Raw genomic sequence first — 13,931 nt, forward strand, 5'->3', positions numbered from 1 at the left:
CACGGGTTTTGAAGACTGCCCTGGGAGGCGGCGCGAGCTGCCGGCCTTTTACTCAGCGATGGATGGAACGAAAGAAGGAAGGCGATATGTCAGATTTGCGTCAAATCGCATTTTACGGCAAAGGGGGGATCGGCAAGTCCACCACCTCCCAAAATACGCTCGCAGCGCTTGTCGACCTCGGGCAGAAGATCCTGATCGTCGGATGCGACCCGAAAGCCGACTCCACCCGGCTGATCCTGAACGCCAAAGCACAGGACACGGTTCTGCATCTGGCAGCCCAGGAAGGTTCGGTGGAAGACCTTGAGCTCGAGGACGTGCTCAAGGCCGGCTACAAAGGCATCAAGTGCGTGGAGTCCGGCGGTCCGGAACCGGGCGTCGGCTGCGCCGGGCGCGGCGTCATCACCTCGATCAATTTCCTCGAGGAGAACGGCGCTTATGACGATGTCGACTACGTCTCCTATGACGTGCTTGGCGATGTGGTGTGCGGTGGCTTCGCGATGCCGATCCGTGAGAACAAGGCCCAGGAGATCTACATCGTGATGTCCGGCGAGATGATGGCGCTCTATGCCGCCAACAACATCGCCAAGGGCATCCTGAAATATGCCCATTCCGGCGGCGTGCGGCTCGGCGGCCTGATCTGTAACGAGCGCCAGACGGACCGCGAGCTCGACCTCTCCGAGGCGCTGGCTGCCAGGCTCAATTCCAAGCTCATCCACTTTGTGCCGCGTGACAACATCGTCCAGCACGCCGAGCTCAGGAAGATGACGGTGATCCAGTACGCGCCGGACTCCAAGCAGGCCGGGGAATATCGGGCGCTAGCCGAGAAGATCCATGCCAATTCGGGCCAAGGGACCATTCCGACCCCGATTACCATGGAAGAGCTCGAAGACATGCTGCTCGACTTCGGCATCATGAAGAGCGACGAGCAGATGCTGGCCGAACTACAGGCCAAGGAGTCAGCGGTGGCTGCGGCTCAATAACTGCCGCTGTCGACAGGACGCGCTGGCCCTTGAGCCAGCGCGTCCTTCCACGAAAGACGCTTCGTCGACGACGACCTAACCCGAACCTTGAAAGGGGCAGGGGCCCATGAGCCTTGATTACGAGAATGACAGCGTTTTGCATGAAAAGCTCATTGCGGAAGTGTTAGCGCAATATCCAGACAAGGCGGCAAAGCGCCGCAAGAAGCACCTCAGCGTCGCAACGAGCGGCGACGAGCCTGGCGATGAGCCGAAGGCGCTTTCCGAATGCGACGTCAAATCGAACATCAAGTCCATTCCGGGCGTGATGACGATCCGCGGCTGCGCCTATGCCGGCTCCAAAGGCGTGGTATGGGGGCCGGTCAAGGACATGGTCCACATCTCGCACGGGCCGGTCGGTTGCGGTCATTATTCCTGGTCGCAACGCCGCAACTACTACGTCGGCCTGACGGGCATCGACACGTTCGTGACGCTGCAGTTCACCTCAGACTTCCAGGAAAAGGACATCGTGTTCGGCGGCGACAAGAAGCTTGAACAGGTCATCGACGAGATCGAGGCGCTTTTCCCCCTCAACAACGGCATCAGCGTGCAGTCGGAATGCCCGATCGGGCTGATTGGCGACGACATTGAGGCGGTGTCGCGCAAGAAGGCCAAGGAGCACGAAAAGACGATCGTGCCGGTGCGCTGCGAGGGCTTCCGCGGCGTCTCGCAATCGCTCGGCCACCACATCGCCAACGACGCCATCCGTGACTGGGTTTTCGACAAGAACGACGTCGAGTTCGAGACCGGCCCTTATGACGTCAACGTCGTCGGCGACTACAATATCGGTGGCGACGCGTGGGCTACGCGCATTCTATTGGAGGAGGTGGGGCTGCGCGTGGTCGGCAACTGGTCGGGTGATGCCACGCTCGCTGAGGTCGAGCGCGCGCCAAAGGCGAAGCTCAACCTCATCCACTGCTACCGCTCGATGAACTACATCTGTCGGCACATGGAGGAAAAGTACGGCATCCCGTGGATGGAATACAATTTCTTTGGTCCGTCCCAGATCGAAACCTCCCTGCGCGAAATAGCCAAGCACTTCGGTCCGGAAATCGTCGACAAGACCGAGGCTGTCATCACCAAGTACCGGCCCCTGGTCGATGCTGTCGTCGACAAGTACCGGCCGCGCCTCGAAGGCAAGACGGTGATGCTCTATGTCGGCGGCCTGCGTCCTCGCCACGTCATCACGGCCTATGAGGACCTCGGCATGCGGATCGTCGGCACCGGCTACGAGTTCGCCCACAACGACGACTATCAGCGCACCGGCCATTATGTGAACAAGGGTACGTTGATCTATGACGACGTGACCGGTTACGAGCTGGAAAAGTTCATCGAAGGCATCCGCCCCGACCTTGTTGGGTCCGGCATCAAAGAGAAGTATCCGGTGCAGAAGATGGGCATCCCCTTCCGCCAGATGCACTCCTGGGATTATTCGGGCCCGTATCACGGCTATGACGGCTTTGCCATATTCGCCCGCGACATGGATCTGGCCATCAATAATCCGGTGTGGGATCTCTACGACGTCCCCTGGAAAAAAAAGGCCGCGCCAGCTGAGGCGGTTGCGGCCGAATGAGAGCTTGGCCTGTCTTGGGAGGGGGCAGGCCAGGCCCTTCCATCGGCCTTGATCCGCACTCGTGACAGATGACATCCCATTGCCGCCACCGGTGCGGCGCGATGAAAAGAAAGGTGCTTACTATGCCGCAGTCGGCGGAAAAAGTTCTCGATCATGCTCCCCTGTTCCGCGAGCCGGAATACAGGCAGATGCTCGCCGAGAAGAAAGCCAATTTCGAATGCCCCCACCCGGATCAGGTCGTTGCCGATCAAAACGACTTCACGAAGACCTGGGAGTATCGCGAAAAGAACCTGGGCCGCAAAGCCCTGGTCGTGAACCCGGCCAAAGCCTGCCAGCCGCTCGGTGCCGTCTTCGCAGCCGCAGGCTTTGAGCAAACGATGTCCTTCGTCCACGGCAGCCAGGGCTGCGTCGCCTATTACCGTTCGCATCTGTCGCGTCACTTCAAGGAGCCTTCATCGGCGGTCTCGTCCTCGATGACGGAGGACGCGGCGGTGTTCGGCGGGTTGAAGAACATGATCGACGGGCTCGCCAATACATACAAGCTCTACGATCCGAAGATGATCGCCGTCTCGACCACCTGCATGGCCGAAGTCATTGGAGACGATCTCCACAGCTTCATCGAAAACGCAAAGAACGAAGGGTCGGTCCCGCACGACTTCGATGTTCCTTTCGCTCACACGCCTGCCTTCGTCGGCAGCCACGTCGATGGCTATGACGGCATGATCAAGGGCATTCTGGAGAACTTCTGGAAAGGCAACGAGCGGAAGGAGGTTGCCCAAGCCATCAACATCATTCCCGGCTTCGACGGCTTCTGCGTCGGCAACAACCGCGAACTGAAGCGCCTGCTCGACATGATGGGCGTATCCTACATCTTCATCCAGGATGCCTCCGACCAGTTCGACACGCCGTCTGACGGCACGTACCGCATGTATGACGGCGGCACGAAGATCGAAGACGTGAAAACGGCGTTGAACGCCGAAGCGACCCTGTCGCTGCAGCACTATAACACGCGCAAAACGCTGGAATATTGCAAGGAGGTCGGTCAGGCTACGGCCTCGTTCCATTATCCGCTGGGTGTCCAGGCGACCGATGAATTCCTGATGAAGGTCTCGGAGATTACCGGCAAGGAAATTCCTCCGGCACTCGGCCTGGAGCGCGGCCGTCTCGTCGACGCTATGGCAGATAGCCAGGCCTGGCTGCACGGGAAGAAATACGCGATCTACGGCGATCCTGACTTCGTCTACGCTGTTGCTCGCTTCGTCTTGGAAACCGGCGGTGAGCCGACCCACTGCCTTGCTACCAACGGCACGTCGGCCTGGGAAGCCGAGATGAAGGCGTTGCTCGCATCCTCGCCCTTCGGCAAGGCTTCCCAGGTCTGGGCGGGCAAGGACCTCTGGGCGTTGCGCTCGCTGCTCTTTACCGAGCCGGTAGATCTTATGATCGGCAATTCCTATGGCAAGTATCTCGAGCGCGACACCGGCACCCCATTGATCCGGCTGAGCTTTCCGATATTCGACCGGCACCATCACCACCGTTTCCCGCTCATGGGCTACCAGGGCGGCCTGCGCGTCCTGACGACGATCCTCGACAAGATCTTCGACACGCTCGATCGCGAGACGAGCGAGCCGGGTGTGACGGACTATTCTTACGACCTGACCCGCTAGGAGCGGCGGCGGTCGGCCTTGTGAGGCCGGCCGCCTTCATCTGAACTTGGAGACCGCAATGCCCTCGCTCAATGCTAAAGTCCAGGACGTCTTCGACGAGCCTGCCTGCGAGAAGAACCGCAGCAAGGATTCCAAGGCGCGTAAGACCGGCTGCTCGAAGCCGCTGATCCCCGGGGCGGCAGCCGGCGGATGCGCTTTCGATGGCGCCAAGATCGTGCTGCAGCCCGTCACCGACGTCGCGCACCTGATCCACGGGCCTCTCGGCTGTGAGGGCAATTCCTGGGACAACCGAGGATCGGCTTCCTCAGGTCCGACGCTCTGGCACACGAGCTTCAAGGTGCTGACCGAATCAGGCGCCACCGAAAAGAAGCCTTTCGATGAGGAGGACTAGGACATGGGTACATTGACAGGAAGTACGGATGGCCCTGCTGTCAAGGAGGATGGGGATCTCGCCACCCCTTTTCTCAGATGCCTCATAAGGCTCATCCGCGCTCAGGATGCCCATGGGGCGTGGGAGGGCAAATCGGACGCTGACCTGCTGGCCGACTTCATCCTCACCAAGGAGCAGCGCCGTAAGATCCCGATCATAGGCGATCCCGATCCAGATGTGCTGTGGAGGCTCCAGAATTTTTACAGTTGCGTGGGGCTTGTGATCGAAGAGTGCACAGGCCTGTTGGCATCGCCGATCATGACGATCGGCCATGAGGGCTTCGGCCGCGTGCTTTTCACGACTGGACGGTTGGTCGTTCTGTCGAAGACCCTGCGCGATGTCCACCGGTTCGGCTTTGAGACGCTTGGCAAGCTCGCCGAGGTCGGCAACAAAATGGTCGATGACGCGATTGCAGTTATCGAAACCTATCCCGACGTTGCGCGGGCATCATGAAATCAGTTTTCGAGGAAAGAGATCATGCCAAACATTGTGGAGCAGCTGAAGAAGGTCCGTAAGCTGCAGTCACGTGCCGCCACTGCGAAAATGGCGTTGCACGATCTTGCCGAGGACCTTCCGATTAATTGGGCTAAGATCAAGACCATTGCTGGAGAGACGTTCGACGCCTTCGCCGAGTTGAACGCTGCGAAGGAAGAGCTCGCCGCATTGGAGAATTCACGATGACCGGCTCTTTCGTCACGCGCGACGGCTCCAGCTGGGTGCCGGAGTACCTGACCTGCATCGATGCTGCAACCTGCATCGGCTGTGGCCGATGCTTCAAAGTCTGCTCTCGCGAAGTCATGCACCTCTATGGCGTCGATGAAGCGGGTGGAATCCTCGGCATCTGCGACGACGAGGATGAAGACTTCGATGGCGAGCTCAATCGTATGATCATGGTTGTCGACCAGGCCGGCCGATGCATTGGTTGCGGCGCCTGCGCGCGCGTCTGCCCGAAGAACTGTCAGACCCATGTCGCGGCAGATAAGGTTAGTGCGTGATCTTGCGAACAAATCAGGAGAACGCTGTTGCCTTCATCTCGTTTGTTGCCTCCTGCTGCTCGTACTCTGCGCAAGCCAACGAACGAAGTTACTTCCTGTGGCATTCCATCCACAAAGTTAGCGTTGCGATGGTGGCTAGTTCATCGCTTCTTCAGTGAAGCTTTTTCAAAAGCGCGAAGTGGCGATCGCTGTCTCGTGGCCCTCGGCGATGAACCGATTATCCGGTTTCCAAGGCTGATGCCCCGTGATCGGATCGCCACACATCGTGACATTCGTGTCCCATGCCGGTTCCGCGGATGCGGATGCGGCGGTTTCTACCCAGATGACGGCCGGTGTAAAGAAGGCACTGCGCTTGCACGCAATGTCTCGCGCAAGCTGACCGTCAAGGCAAACACCAGTGCGCGGCTGACGGAGGCACTTGCGGCGAGGACCGCAACGTCACTTTCCACCCCGCAGGCTCAATACGATCCGACACAGGACGATCCTGAGCGCGATTGAATTACATGCTCATTCGCTTGTCCCCATCTCAGCTGTCCACATGTCTCGCAAATGTCGGGCACCCGACACCTATCTAGAAGCAACCCGCTCGTCGGGGTTGCTTCTGCTTCGCCCGCCGCCGTCGTCCCCTCTCGGGTCTCCTCGGTATTGTCGAATTGTCGAGATTAGAACGTTTGTTCGCCGGTCTCTCCGCCAAATACCCATCAATCCGCCCATCGATAAACAAAAATCATCTTCTTGGAGCGTCTGAGCAGTTGGCATGGTGTTTGCTGATCCCTGGTTACAAGCGGCAGAAAGCAGTCTGCATGATGCCGGTTCATGAAACGAACGGAACGGAGGCCACATGACGGTTCGTCATCGGCCCGACGTTCTACCAAGCGGCCTGCATAGTCCGCCGGCGGAAGGGGCAATCCCGACGTCACAGCTTGCAACCAACTCAATGAGAAGGAAAACGCTATGACCAAGATTTCCGAAAGATCCTTTGAAACGATCGAAAACCCGGCGTCATCGCCGCTCAAGGTGCCAGATCAGTTGGGCGCATCCGTTGAAAAGGGGAACAAGCAGGTGACAGAGGCTTTTTTGAAATTTGCGTCCGGTGCTGAAGCGACACAGAAAATGCTGCCTCCGATCCTCGAAACGACAAGCCTGTTCGGCAACGAATTGTCTTGGAAGACGATCGCTGCACTGCAGGCCGACGCCGAGGCCGGCTTCTCGCATCTGCAAGCTTTGCTTAGCGCAAATTCGCCGTCGCAGGTCCTCGAACTGCAGTCGACCTTCCTGCGCAAGCGGGTTGAGACAAGTTTGCAGCACGCCAAGGAATTCCGGGTACTCGCAAGCAGGACGGTGGAGGAAATCTCAAAGCCGGTCAAGGATGCTTTTGACAAGGTGCTGACGGACCTCAAGGCGACGTAAAACTGAGGAGAGCCTGGAAAAACCGCGCGGTGATCTGCCCGGTGAAGAAACACCTGAAGTTCGCACTCGCTTCGATGACCGCTCGGTAGCTCCCGATCTTTCCCATCCATCTTCTGTGCACGGCTGATGCGCGGGATGTCTATGGCGCTTATATTCGCGCCCGAATGCAGAGCCCGCTCGAGCAACTCGTTGTTGGCTACGGGATAGATGAAAGAGATCAGCGTCTTTTCAGGCGACAGCAGGGCGACCTCATTAGTCGGAGCGCACCTTGACGATCACGTCGGCGGCCGCGGCGAGGGCCTGTGGACTTGGAACGACCACGACTTCCGCATTTCGGTAGGCTTCGTTCGAGATTTCCGCCGTTAGGCCGGCACCAGTTTCCACTGGCGATCAGCAAAATATCGCCGGGGGCCAGCGCATGGAGCGTGCCGAGACGGTGGGATGCGGCTCGACCGGCGACACCACGCGGACATCAATTTGAGTTGTTTCACCCGGTATCAGGCATTCTTGCTCGTTTCCTTGTGCCACGTCTCTTCGAACAGACGGGACCGCGGCTCGACCCATGTCAGAACGAGATGTTAGGCGGGTTCGAAAGTGCTGACTTTCACAGCGGACAAAGATCGGGCTGAGTCTGGCCTGAGACGTCATCATTGATTTGGGACAAGGAAGCCGGCGCGGCCGGAGGTCATAAAGCATCCTGTTTTGAGAAGGGATGCGAAAATGTCCGATGATCTGATCGCCAAATACGGCGATGCGCGGGTTCCGCGTTATACGAGCTACCCGACGGCGGCGGCTTTTTCAGCTGCCGTGGGGCCGGATGAATATGTCGGCAACCTCGCCCATATCGCCGCGGCTGGCCCGGTTTCGGTTTATCTCCACGTCCCGTTCTGCCGTTCGATATGCTGGTACTGCGGCTGCCACACAACCATCACCCGGCAAGACGCTCCAGTCGCCGACTATCTCGACGTGATGAAGGAGGAGATCGAGCTTATCTCCTTTGCGGCCGGAAACGACGTGCCCGTCAAGTACGTGCATTTCGGCGGCGGCACGCCGTCGGTCATGAAGCCGCAGGAATTTTCGGCTCTAATGGCAAAGCTCAGGAGCGCCTTTACATTCGAAGCGAAAGCCGGCGTCGCAGTCGAGATCGACCCTCGCACATTGGTCGCCCCCATGATCGACGCGCTCGGCGAAAACGGTATCGACCGCGCAAGCCTCGGCGTCCAGAGCTTCGATCCGATCGTGCAGGCCGGTATCAAGCGGCTGCAATCCTTTGAGCAGACGGAAAGGGCGGTCGCCGGGTTGCGCTCAGCAGGCGTCAGCAGCATCAACTTCGACCTGATTTATGGCCTTCCGAAACAGACCGTCCAATCTTGCATCGAAACGGTCCGGCTGGCTGCAGAACTGCGTCCCGAACGTTTCGCCGTTTTCGGTTACGCTCACATACCCGCTTTCAAGAAACATCAGCGCCTGATCGACGAAGCATCGCTGCCGGACGCAAAACAGCGGAACGAGCAGGCGGAAGTGATCGCCGAGGAGCTGCAGAACGCCGGATATCAGCGCATTGGGCTCGATCATTTTGCACTGCCGGACGATCAGTTGGCACTCGCCGCGCGCAACAGAGCGCTGAGGAGAAACTTCCAGGGCTATACCACGGATGATTGCGATAGCCTGATCGGCCTCGGCGCATCTGCGATCGGGCGGCTGCCGGCCGGCTATATGCAGAACCACGTGCCTCTCGGCCTCTATGCCGAGCGGATTGCCTTCGGGGTGCTGCCGACCGCCAAGGGATATCTTCTCAGCGAGGAGGACAAGCTTCGGGCGAGGGTCATCGAGAGGCTGATGTGCGATTTCGAAGCCGATCTCGGCCATTTGAGCAGCGGGTCGGGTTTCGACACCGGCTTCCTTGTCGAGGGCAACGACCGTCTCGGCGAGCTCATGGCCGACGGCGTCGTGACGATCAGCGGTGAACGGATTGTCGTATGCGAGGAGGCGCGCTTTATGGTCCGTGCAGTCGCGGCAGCATTCGACGCCTATTTTGGCTCGCACGGGCACACGCACAGCAAGGCAGCCTAATGCATGTCGCCGGAAGTTTGCATCGGTTCCGGCGACACGAAACGCATCAAAGGCCGCGCGAGAAGACATCGAGTTCCCGTTTCTCGATCGAGGACCCTGCGGTTATCTTCCCAGGAGTCCCGTCGACAACCGCACGTCGACGAGGATCGACGTCGCAAGTTCGTGTGAATCAGGGCGGGCGCACTCACAAATACGGTCATCGGGCGCCCTGTCGCAAGCAGATGGGCGCGCGCCCGTATCACCGCCTGGACGTCGAGGTCGTTACCGTCGAGCTTTTCGGCTCATTGAAGCACAGCTCGATCTCGGCAGGCCGCGGTCTAGGATATCGTTGGCGACTGACGTCGAACCTTTCAGGTGGCGTCGGCAAGCGCCGGTCCGCAGAAATGTGCCCATCGCGATTATGGCGGCCGCTCAGGCGCCTGAAGGAGCCTTGTCGCGAGGTGAGCTACCGAGCGCCGCATGGTCGACGGCTCTCGCCCGCTCACGAAAGCGGTTGTTCGAGCACGTCGAAGGACGAGGGCAGGGGTCTCGTAATTGTAGCACGACTTGCCTGCCGCGGGATTTCGATCAAACGTTCGACGGCGCCTTCCGTGCAATTCCTAGACGACCGGAACGAAACCGCGGGTTTCGGCTGGCATCTCCTTCGCGACTGCCCGCAAAAAACGACCTCGTTATATTCGTCGTCAGCGAGATTGCCGCCGGGCCAGTGATCTCGCCCACGCGTTTCTTCGCAGGTCTGCCGTGCAGATCATAGCTCTTTTCACAGGCCGCATTGACGTTCTCGATGATCCAGCCAAGTTTCGGCATTGGCTTTGCCGACAACCGTGTCCGACGCTAACCACTGCCTGGACGCCTTGCCTGACGCGCCTGGCTCTGCTCGATGCTCACGGGAGCATCAGTTGCTCCTGAGAGGCAGAAAGCCCCCGCGAACGCCATCTTCATGGGCTGCGCGGCCATCCGCACCTGCCGTTTATCACTGGGTGATGTGTGTGAGGTCGGCATCGAGCCGCTTACGCACCATGTTCGGCACCTTTGCAGTCTTGATCGCTTCGAGATTGGCCGGGCTGTCGCCCACCTGGATCAAGGCAACCATGCCCATGCCGGAATGTGGGGTGCATTTCAGGACATAGACGCCTGGAACATCGAACTTCGCCCGATATTGCTCGTTCGGCTTTGACTTATATTCCGCAACGCCATCCGGAATGAGGCCTTTGAAGGTTTCGACGTTGTGGCCCTTGTCGGTGGGGATGAAAGTGACGGTGTCGCCGGGGGCGATCTTCAGGAAGCCGGGCTCGAACACCATCGCGCCTTCCGTGCCTTTGTTGAGCATCCGAACCTGATGGTCGGCCGCCATCAACGGCGCTGCCGAGACAATCAAGGCTGCTGCTGCAGCGATCGGACTGAATTTTAACCGCATTTGCAAGCTCCTGTTCTGCGAGACCCAATCAGCCTCATGAATGTTTTTAGCAGATGCCGGATTTGGGTTCTTTGATGCCCGTCAAATTCGGGAATAAAAGGCAGAAGATCCCAATTTTTGCCTGCTTGCCCAGCGCCCTTGCGAGGGACATGGCAGCCTGCAAGCGATGTAGGAATCACCGGAGGACAAGCACGCTCGGCGAACGTCGGCGCTGCTGAACCAGCTTTGGATTGCCGCGACTGAGCTCATATCGCGTCGGGAGTTCGCGAGGGCATTAATGTCGATCCCCCGGTGTCGCGTGTGTGGAAGTTGACCCTTTGACAGGAATCCTCCGAAAACGACGCGCCGTTGAGATCGTCGGCGAAGTGAAGAGCGATTATCACGCGATGATCTTCGCCGATGAAACGAAGCAGGCGCACGACACCTTCTTCCACCTGGACGAGATGGTTGGCTTATCACCCTCCCACCAAATCGCCTTACTGGCCGCGACGGCTTCCGCCTCCGAGCCTACGAAAAGCGACGAGAGGGATTGGCCGGCATGAAGAGCTTTTAACGTCTTCTCGACGGACGCGTGGTGTTCTGCACAGCATCTTCATACCCCCTTGTGGCAGTGGGTGCGGTAGAAAGCAGCTGCGTCACATGGGAATAGCGGGCGGTGCCAAAAGGGGAAAGTTTGTAACAGAGTGTAACAACGTCCGTTCGTCCACCGCTTCCAGTCCGCTTGTTGATGTAGATCAAGGAGCCGTTCCCGTCTTCGTGACAGTCCTGCCTCGAAATCCGAGAAAGCCGGCCGCGAGGCGGTCGTCTGCGCACTGGGGACGACATCATGAATTACACGACAGAAACGATGGTGGTCGCGGTCGCAGCGTTTCTGGCGCTGCTCGCAGCGGCATTCGCGCACGATCATCTCTTTGCAGTCCATATGGGTATACTTTGCCTCTGCCTGGTTGTGGGAACGCTGCTGCTTGTTAAAAACGCAGAGTTTTCGCCGACGGGCCAACAGCGCAAAACAGACCTTACGGGCTATTGCGATGAGGTAATCCGCTACGGCCTGATCGCCACGGTGTTCTGGGGCGTCGTCGGCTTCCTCGTCGGCGTGATCATCGCGCTGCAGCTCGCCTTTCCCGACCTCAACATCGCGCCCTATTTGAATTTCGGAAGATTGCGACCGGTTCACACGTCGGCGGTGATCTTCGCCTTCGGCGGCAACGCGCTGATCATGACATCCTTCTATGTGGTGCAACGCACCTGTCGCGCGCGTCTCTTCGGAGGAACACTCGCCTGGTTCGTCTTCTGGGGCTACCAGCTGTTCATCGTGATGGCCGCGACCGGCTACGTGATCGGCATCAATCAGGCGCGCGAATATGCCGAGCCTGAATGGTACGTCGACCTGTGGCTTACCATCGTCTGGGTCGCCTATCTGGCCGTCTATCTCGGAACGATCCTGAAGCGCAGAGAGCCGCATATTTACGTGGCAAACTGGTTCTATCTCAGCTTCATAGTCACCATTGCGATGCTGCATGTGGTCAACAACCTCGCTGTTCCTGCTTCGTTCCTCGGCTCCAAGAGTTATTCTCTCTTCTCCGGCGTCCAGGATGCACTCACCCAATGGTGGTACGGCCACAACGCCGTCGGCTTCTTCCTCACCGCCGGCTTCCTGGGCATGATGTACTATTTCGTGCCGAAGCAGGCCAACCGCCCGGTTTATTCCTACCGGCTGTCGATCATCCACTTCTGGGCCCTGATCTTCATGTATATCTGGGCCGGCCCGCATCATCTGCATTACACGGCGCTGCCTGACTGGGCGCAGACGCTCGGAATGGTCTTCTCCGTCATGCTCTGGATGCCCTCCTGGGGCGGCATGATCAACGGTTTAATGACCCTTTCGGGCGCCTGGGACAAAATTCGCACCGACCCGATCATCCGGATGATGATCGTCGCCATCGCATTTTATGGGATGTCGACCTTCGAAGGCCCGATGATGTCGATCAAGGCGGTCAATTCGCTCAGCCACTATACCGAATGGACGATCGGTCACGTGCATTCCGGAGCACTTGGCTGGGTGGGTATGATCACCTTCGGGGCGATATACTACCTGACGCCGAAACTGTGGGGGCGCGAGCGCCTCTACAGCCTGCGGATGGTCAACTGGCACTTCTGGCTTGCGACGCTCGGGATTGTGATTTACGCCGCGGTGCTCTGGGTCGCGGGCATCCAGCAGGGGCTGATGTGGCGAGAATACAATTCCCAGGGCTTCCTCGTCTATTCCTTCGCTGAAACGGTCGCGGCGATGATCCCCTATTACGTGCTGCGTGCCGTCGGCGGAGCACTCTACCTGGCCGGTGGCCTCGTCATGGCCTGGAATGTGTTCATGACGCTCCGAGGCCACCTGCGCGACGAAGCCCCAATGCCGACCAGTTTGGTGCCCCAGGCACAGCCTGCCGAGTGAGGTGAGACATGGCATCGTTACTTGATAAACATAAGACCCTCGAGAAGAACGCGACGCTTCTTCTGGTCGGCTCGCTGCTGGTCGTCAGCATTGGCGGCATCGTTGAAATCGCCCCGCTGTTCTACCTGCAGAACACGATCGAAAAAGTGGCAGGGATGCGGCCCTACACGCCGCTAGAGCTCGCCGGACGGAACATCTACATCCGTGAAGGCTGCTATCTCTGCCACAGCCAGATGATCCGGCCGTTCCGTGATGAGGTCGAGCGTTACGGCCATTATTCGCTCGCAGCGGAATCGATGTACGACCACCCGTTCCAATGGGGATCCAAGCGGACAGGGCCAGATCTGGCCCGCGTCGGGGGGCGTTACTCGAACGAATGGCACGTCCAGCATCTCGCAAATCCGCGGGCCGTGGTGCCGGAATCAATCATGCCGAGCTACGCCTTCCTAGAAGAGAAGGAGGTGACGGTCAGGAGTGTCGGAGAGGACCTCAAGGCCAATGAGGACGTGGGCGTGCCTTACAGCGACGACATGCTGGCGAATGCCGAGGCCGACATGAGAGCCCAGGCCGATCCGAACGCGGACGCGGCGGCCCTACTCAAGCGCTACCCAAATGCGAATGTCGGCGATCTCGACGGCGATCCAACCCGGCTGACCGAGATGGACGCGCTGGTGTCCTACCTGCAGATGCTCGGAACGCTGGTTGATTTCTCGACCTATGACGACGCGACCGGCTACCGGTGAGGTGATCCATGGAAACTTACACTGCAATGAGACACTTCTCCGACAGCTGGGGCCTCCTGGCAATGGCGGCATTCTTCGTCGGCGCGGTCATGCTCACCCTTCGCCCAGGTAGCAAGCAAACGGCGAAAGATGCCGCCGATATTCCCTTGAAGGACGATTGA

15 protein-coding genes and 1 pseudogene are annotated in these 13,931 nt (G+C 59.0%); 13 read left to right on the forward strand and 3 right to left on the reverse strand.

The window, feature by feature from the left end; genetic code table 11:
- The first annotated feature begins 86 nt into the window (after positions 1-86).
- The 8 genes and pseudogenes from nifH (at position 87) to AB8B31_RS32370 (ending at position 7,088) form a co-directional block, all read left to right on the forward strand.
- Positions 87-980, forward strand: a complete 894-nt coding sequence (gene nifH, locus AB8B31_RS32335; RefSeq protein WP_054186393.1) for a nitrogenase iron protein — start codon at positions 87-89, stop codon at positions 978-980.
- Between the two features lie 106 nt (positions 981-1,086).
- Positions 1,087-2,589: a nitrogenase molybdenum-iron protein alpha chain gene (nifD, locus tag AB8B31_RS32340; RefSeq protein ID WP_096772154.1), complete on the forward strand. Its 1,503-nt coding sequence runs from the start codon at positions 1,087-1,089 to the stop codon at positions 2,587-2,589.
- Between the two features lie 122 nt (positions 2,590-2,711).
- On the forward strand, positions 2,712-4,253 hold the full coding sequence (nifK, locus tag AB8B31_RS32345; protein WP_239621149.1) for a nitrogenase molybdenum-iron protein subunit beta: 1,542 nt from the start codon (positions 2,712-2,714) through the stop codon (positions 4,251-4,253).
- A 58-nt stretch (positions 4,254-4,311) separates the two neighbouring features.
- Positions 4,312-4,629 (forward strand): annotated as a pseudogene (locus AB8B31_RS32350) (nitrogenase component 1); the annotation flags it as partial.
- An 18-nt stretch (positions 4,630-4,647) separates the two neighbouring features.
- On the forward strand, positions 4,648-5,136 hold the full coding sequence (locus tag AB8B31_RS32355) for a NifX-associated nitrogen fixation protein (protein WP_088397325.1): 489 nt from the start codon (positions 4,648-4,650) through the stop codon (positions 5,134-5,136).
- A 24-nt stretch (positions 5,137-5,160) separates the two neighbouring features.
- Positions 5,161-5,364 (forward strand): CCE_0567 family metalloprotein, encoded by a 204-nt coding sequence (locus tag AB8B31_RS32360; RefSeq protein WP_097622192.1) that lies wholly within the window; start codon positions 5,161-5,163, stop codon positions 5,362-5,364.
- Entirely contained in the window at positions 5,361-5,678 is a 318-nt protein-coding gene (gene fdxB / locus AB8B31_RS32365) for a ferredoxin III, nif-specific (protein ID WP_097622191.1), read from the forward strand. The genes AB8B31_RS32360 and fdxB overlap by 4 nt, the downstream gene beginning before the upstream one ends.
- A gap of 954 nt (positions 5,679-6,632) precedes the next feature.
- Positions 6,633-7,088: a phasin gene (locus AB8B31_RS32370; RefSeq protein WP_007636614.1), complete on the forward strand. Its 456-nt coding sequence runs from the start codon at positions 6,633-6,635 to the stop codon at positions 7,086-7,088.
- Positions 7,089-7,340: 252 nt separating this feature from the next.
- Here AB8B31_RS32370 and AB8B31_RS32375 read toward each other — a convergent pair whose 3' ends face one another.
- Complete coding sequence (locus AB8B31_RS32375) at positions 7,341-7,472, reverse strand: NAD(P) transhydrogenase subunit alpha (protein WP_088397119.1); 132 nt, start codon at positions 7,470-7,472, stop codon at positions 7,341-7,343.
- A 336-nt stretch (positions 7,473-7,808) separates the two neighbouring features.
- On the opposite strand from AB8B31_RS32375, the gene hemN reads away from it, so the two are divergent.
- Positions 7,809-9,161 (forward strand): oxygen-independent coproporphyrinogen III oxidase, encoded by a 1,353-nt coding sequence (gene hemN, locus AB8B31_RS32380; RefSeq protein ID WP_097622116.1) that lies wholly within the window; start codon positions 7,809-7,811, stop codon positions 9,159-9,161.
- Positions 9,162-9,728: 567 nt separating this feature from the next.
- Here the strand turns inward: hemN and AB8B31_RS32385 are convergent.
- Together AB8B31_RS32385 and AB8B31_RS32390 are read right to left on the reverse strand one after the other, a co-directional pair.
- Positions 9,729-9,968, reverse strand: a complete 240-nt coding sequence (locus tag AB8B31_RS32385; RefSeq protein WP_097622117.1) for a hypothetical protein — start codon at positions 9,966-9,968, stop codon at positions 9,729-9,731.
- A 166-nt stretch (positions 9,969-10,134) separates the two neighbouring features.
- Positions 10,135-10,578 (reverse strand): pseudoazurin, encoded by a 444-nt coding sequence (locus AB8B31_RS32390; RefSeq protein WP_007637029.1) that lies wholly within the window; start codon positions 10,576-10,578, stop codon positions 10,135-10,137.
- Between the two features lie 317 nt (positions 10,579-10,895).
- Here AB8B31_RS32390 and AB8B31_RS32395 point away from each other — a divergent pair, with 317 nt between their 5' ends.
- The 4 genes from AB8B31_RS32395 to AB8B31_RS32410 all read left to right on the forward strand — a co-directional run bounded on the left by AB8B31_RS32395 (position 10,896) and on the right by AB8B31_RS32410 (position 13,931).
- Positions 10,896-11,120: a hypothetical protein gene (locus AB8B31_RS32395; RefSeq protein WP_179874264.1), complete on the forward strand. Its 225-nt coding sequence runs from the start codon at positions 10,896-10,898 to the stop codon at positions 11,118-11,120.
- Between the two features lie 284 nt (positions 11,121-11,404).
- The gene (gene ccoN, locus AB8B31_RS32400) at positions 11,405-13,027 is read left to right on the forward strand and encodes a cytochrome-c oxidase, cbb3-type subunit I (RefSeq protein ID WP_007637026.1); all 1,623 of its coding nucleotides are present in this window, start codon (positions 11,405-11,407) and stop codon (positions 13,025-13,027) included.
- A gap of 8 nt (positions 13,028-13,035) precedes the next feature.
- On the forward strand, positions 13,036-13,770 hold the full coding sequence (gene ccoO, locus AB8B31_RS32405; protein WP_007637025.1) for a cytochrome-c oxidase, cbb3-type subunit II: 735 nt from the start codon (positions 13,036-13,038) through the stop codon (positions 13,768-13,770).
- A gap of 8 nt (positions 13,771-13,778) precedes the next feature.
- Positions 13,779-13,931, forward strand: a complete 153-nt coding sequence (locus AB8B31_RS32410) for a cbb3-type cytochrome c oxidase subunit 3 (protein WP_004674411.1) — start codon at positions 13,779-13,781, stop codon at positions 13,929-13,931.

Source organism: Rhizobium sp. 62_C5_N11_2, from assembly GCF_051811185.1.
Lineage (GTDB): Bacteria > Pseudomonadota > Alphaproteobacteria > Rhizobiales > Rhizobiaceae > Rhizobium > Rhizobium leguminosarum.

What these genes read in the sequence shown, in the direction of transcription:
- nifH (WP_054186393.1), top strand. Translation starts at nt 87, where the DNA reads ATGTCAGATTTGCGTCAAATCGCATTTTACGGCAAAGGGGGGATCGGC.
- nifD (WP_096772154.1), top strand. Translation starts at nt 1,087, where the DNA reads ATGAGCCTTGATTACGAGAATGACAGCGTTTTGCATGAAAAGCTCATT.
- nifK (WP_239621149.1), top strand. Translation starts at nt 2,712, where the DNA reads ATGCCGCAGTCGGCGGAAAAAGTTCTCGATCATGCTCCCCTGTTCCGC.
- AB8B31_RS32355 (WP_088397325.1), top strand. Translation starts at nt 4,648, where the DNA reads ATGGGTACATTGACAGGAAGTACGGATGGCCCTGCTGTCAAGGAGGAT.
- AB8B31_RS32360 (WP_097622192.1), top strand. Translation starts at nt 5,161, where the DNA reads ATGCCAAACATTGTGGAGCAGCTGAAGAAGGTCCGTAAGCTGCAGTCA.
- fdxB (WP_097622191.1), top strand. Translation starts at nt 5,361, where the DNA reads ATGACCGGCTCTTTCGTCACGCGCGACGGCTCCAGCTGGGTGCCGGAG.
- AB8B31_RS32370 (WP_007636614.1), top strand. Translation starts at nt 6,633, where the DNA reads ATGACCAAGATTTCCGAAAGATCCTTTGAAACGATCGAAAACCCGGCG.
- hemN (WP_097622116.1), top strand. Translation starts at nt 7,809, where the DNA reads ATGTCCGATGATCTGATCGCCAAATACGGCGATGCGCGGGTTCCGCGT.
- AB8B31_RS32385 (WP_097622117.1), bottom strand. Translation starts at nt 9,968, where the DNA reads ATGCCGAAACTTGGCTGGATCATCGAGAACGTCAATGCGGCCTGTGAA.
- AB8B31_RS32390 (WP_007637029.1), bottom strand. Translation starts at nt 10,578, where the DNA reads ATGCGGTTAAAATTCAGTCCGATCGCTGCAGCAGCAGCCTTGATTGTC.
- ccoN (WP_007637026.1), top strand. Translation starts at nt 11,405, where the DNA reads ATGAATTACACGACAGAAACGATGGTGGTCGCGGTCGCAGCGTTTCTG.
- ccoO (WP_007637025.1), top strand. Translation starts at nt 13,036, where the DNA reads ATGGCATCGTTACTTGATAAACATAAGACCCTCGAGAAGAACGCGACG.
- AB8B31_RS32410 (WP_004674411.1), top strand. Translation starts at nt 13,779, where the DNA reads ATGGAAACTTACACTGCAATGAGACACTTCTCCGACAGCTGGGGCCTC.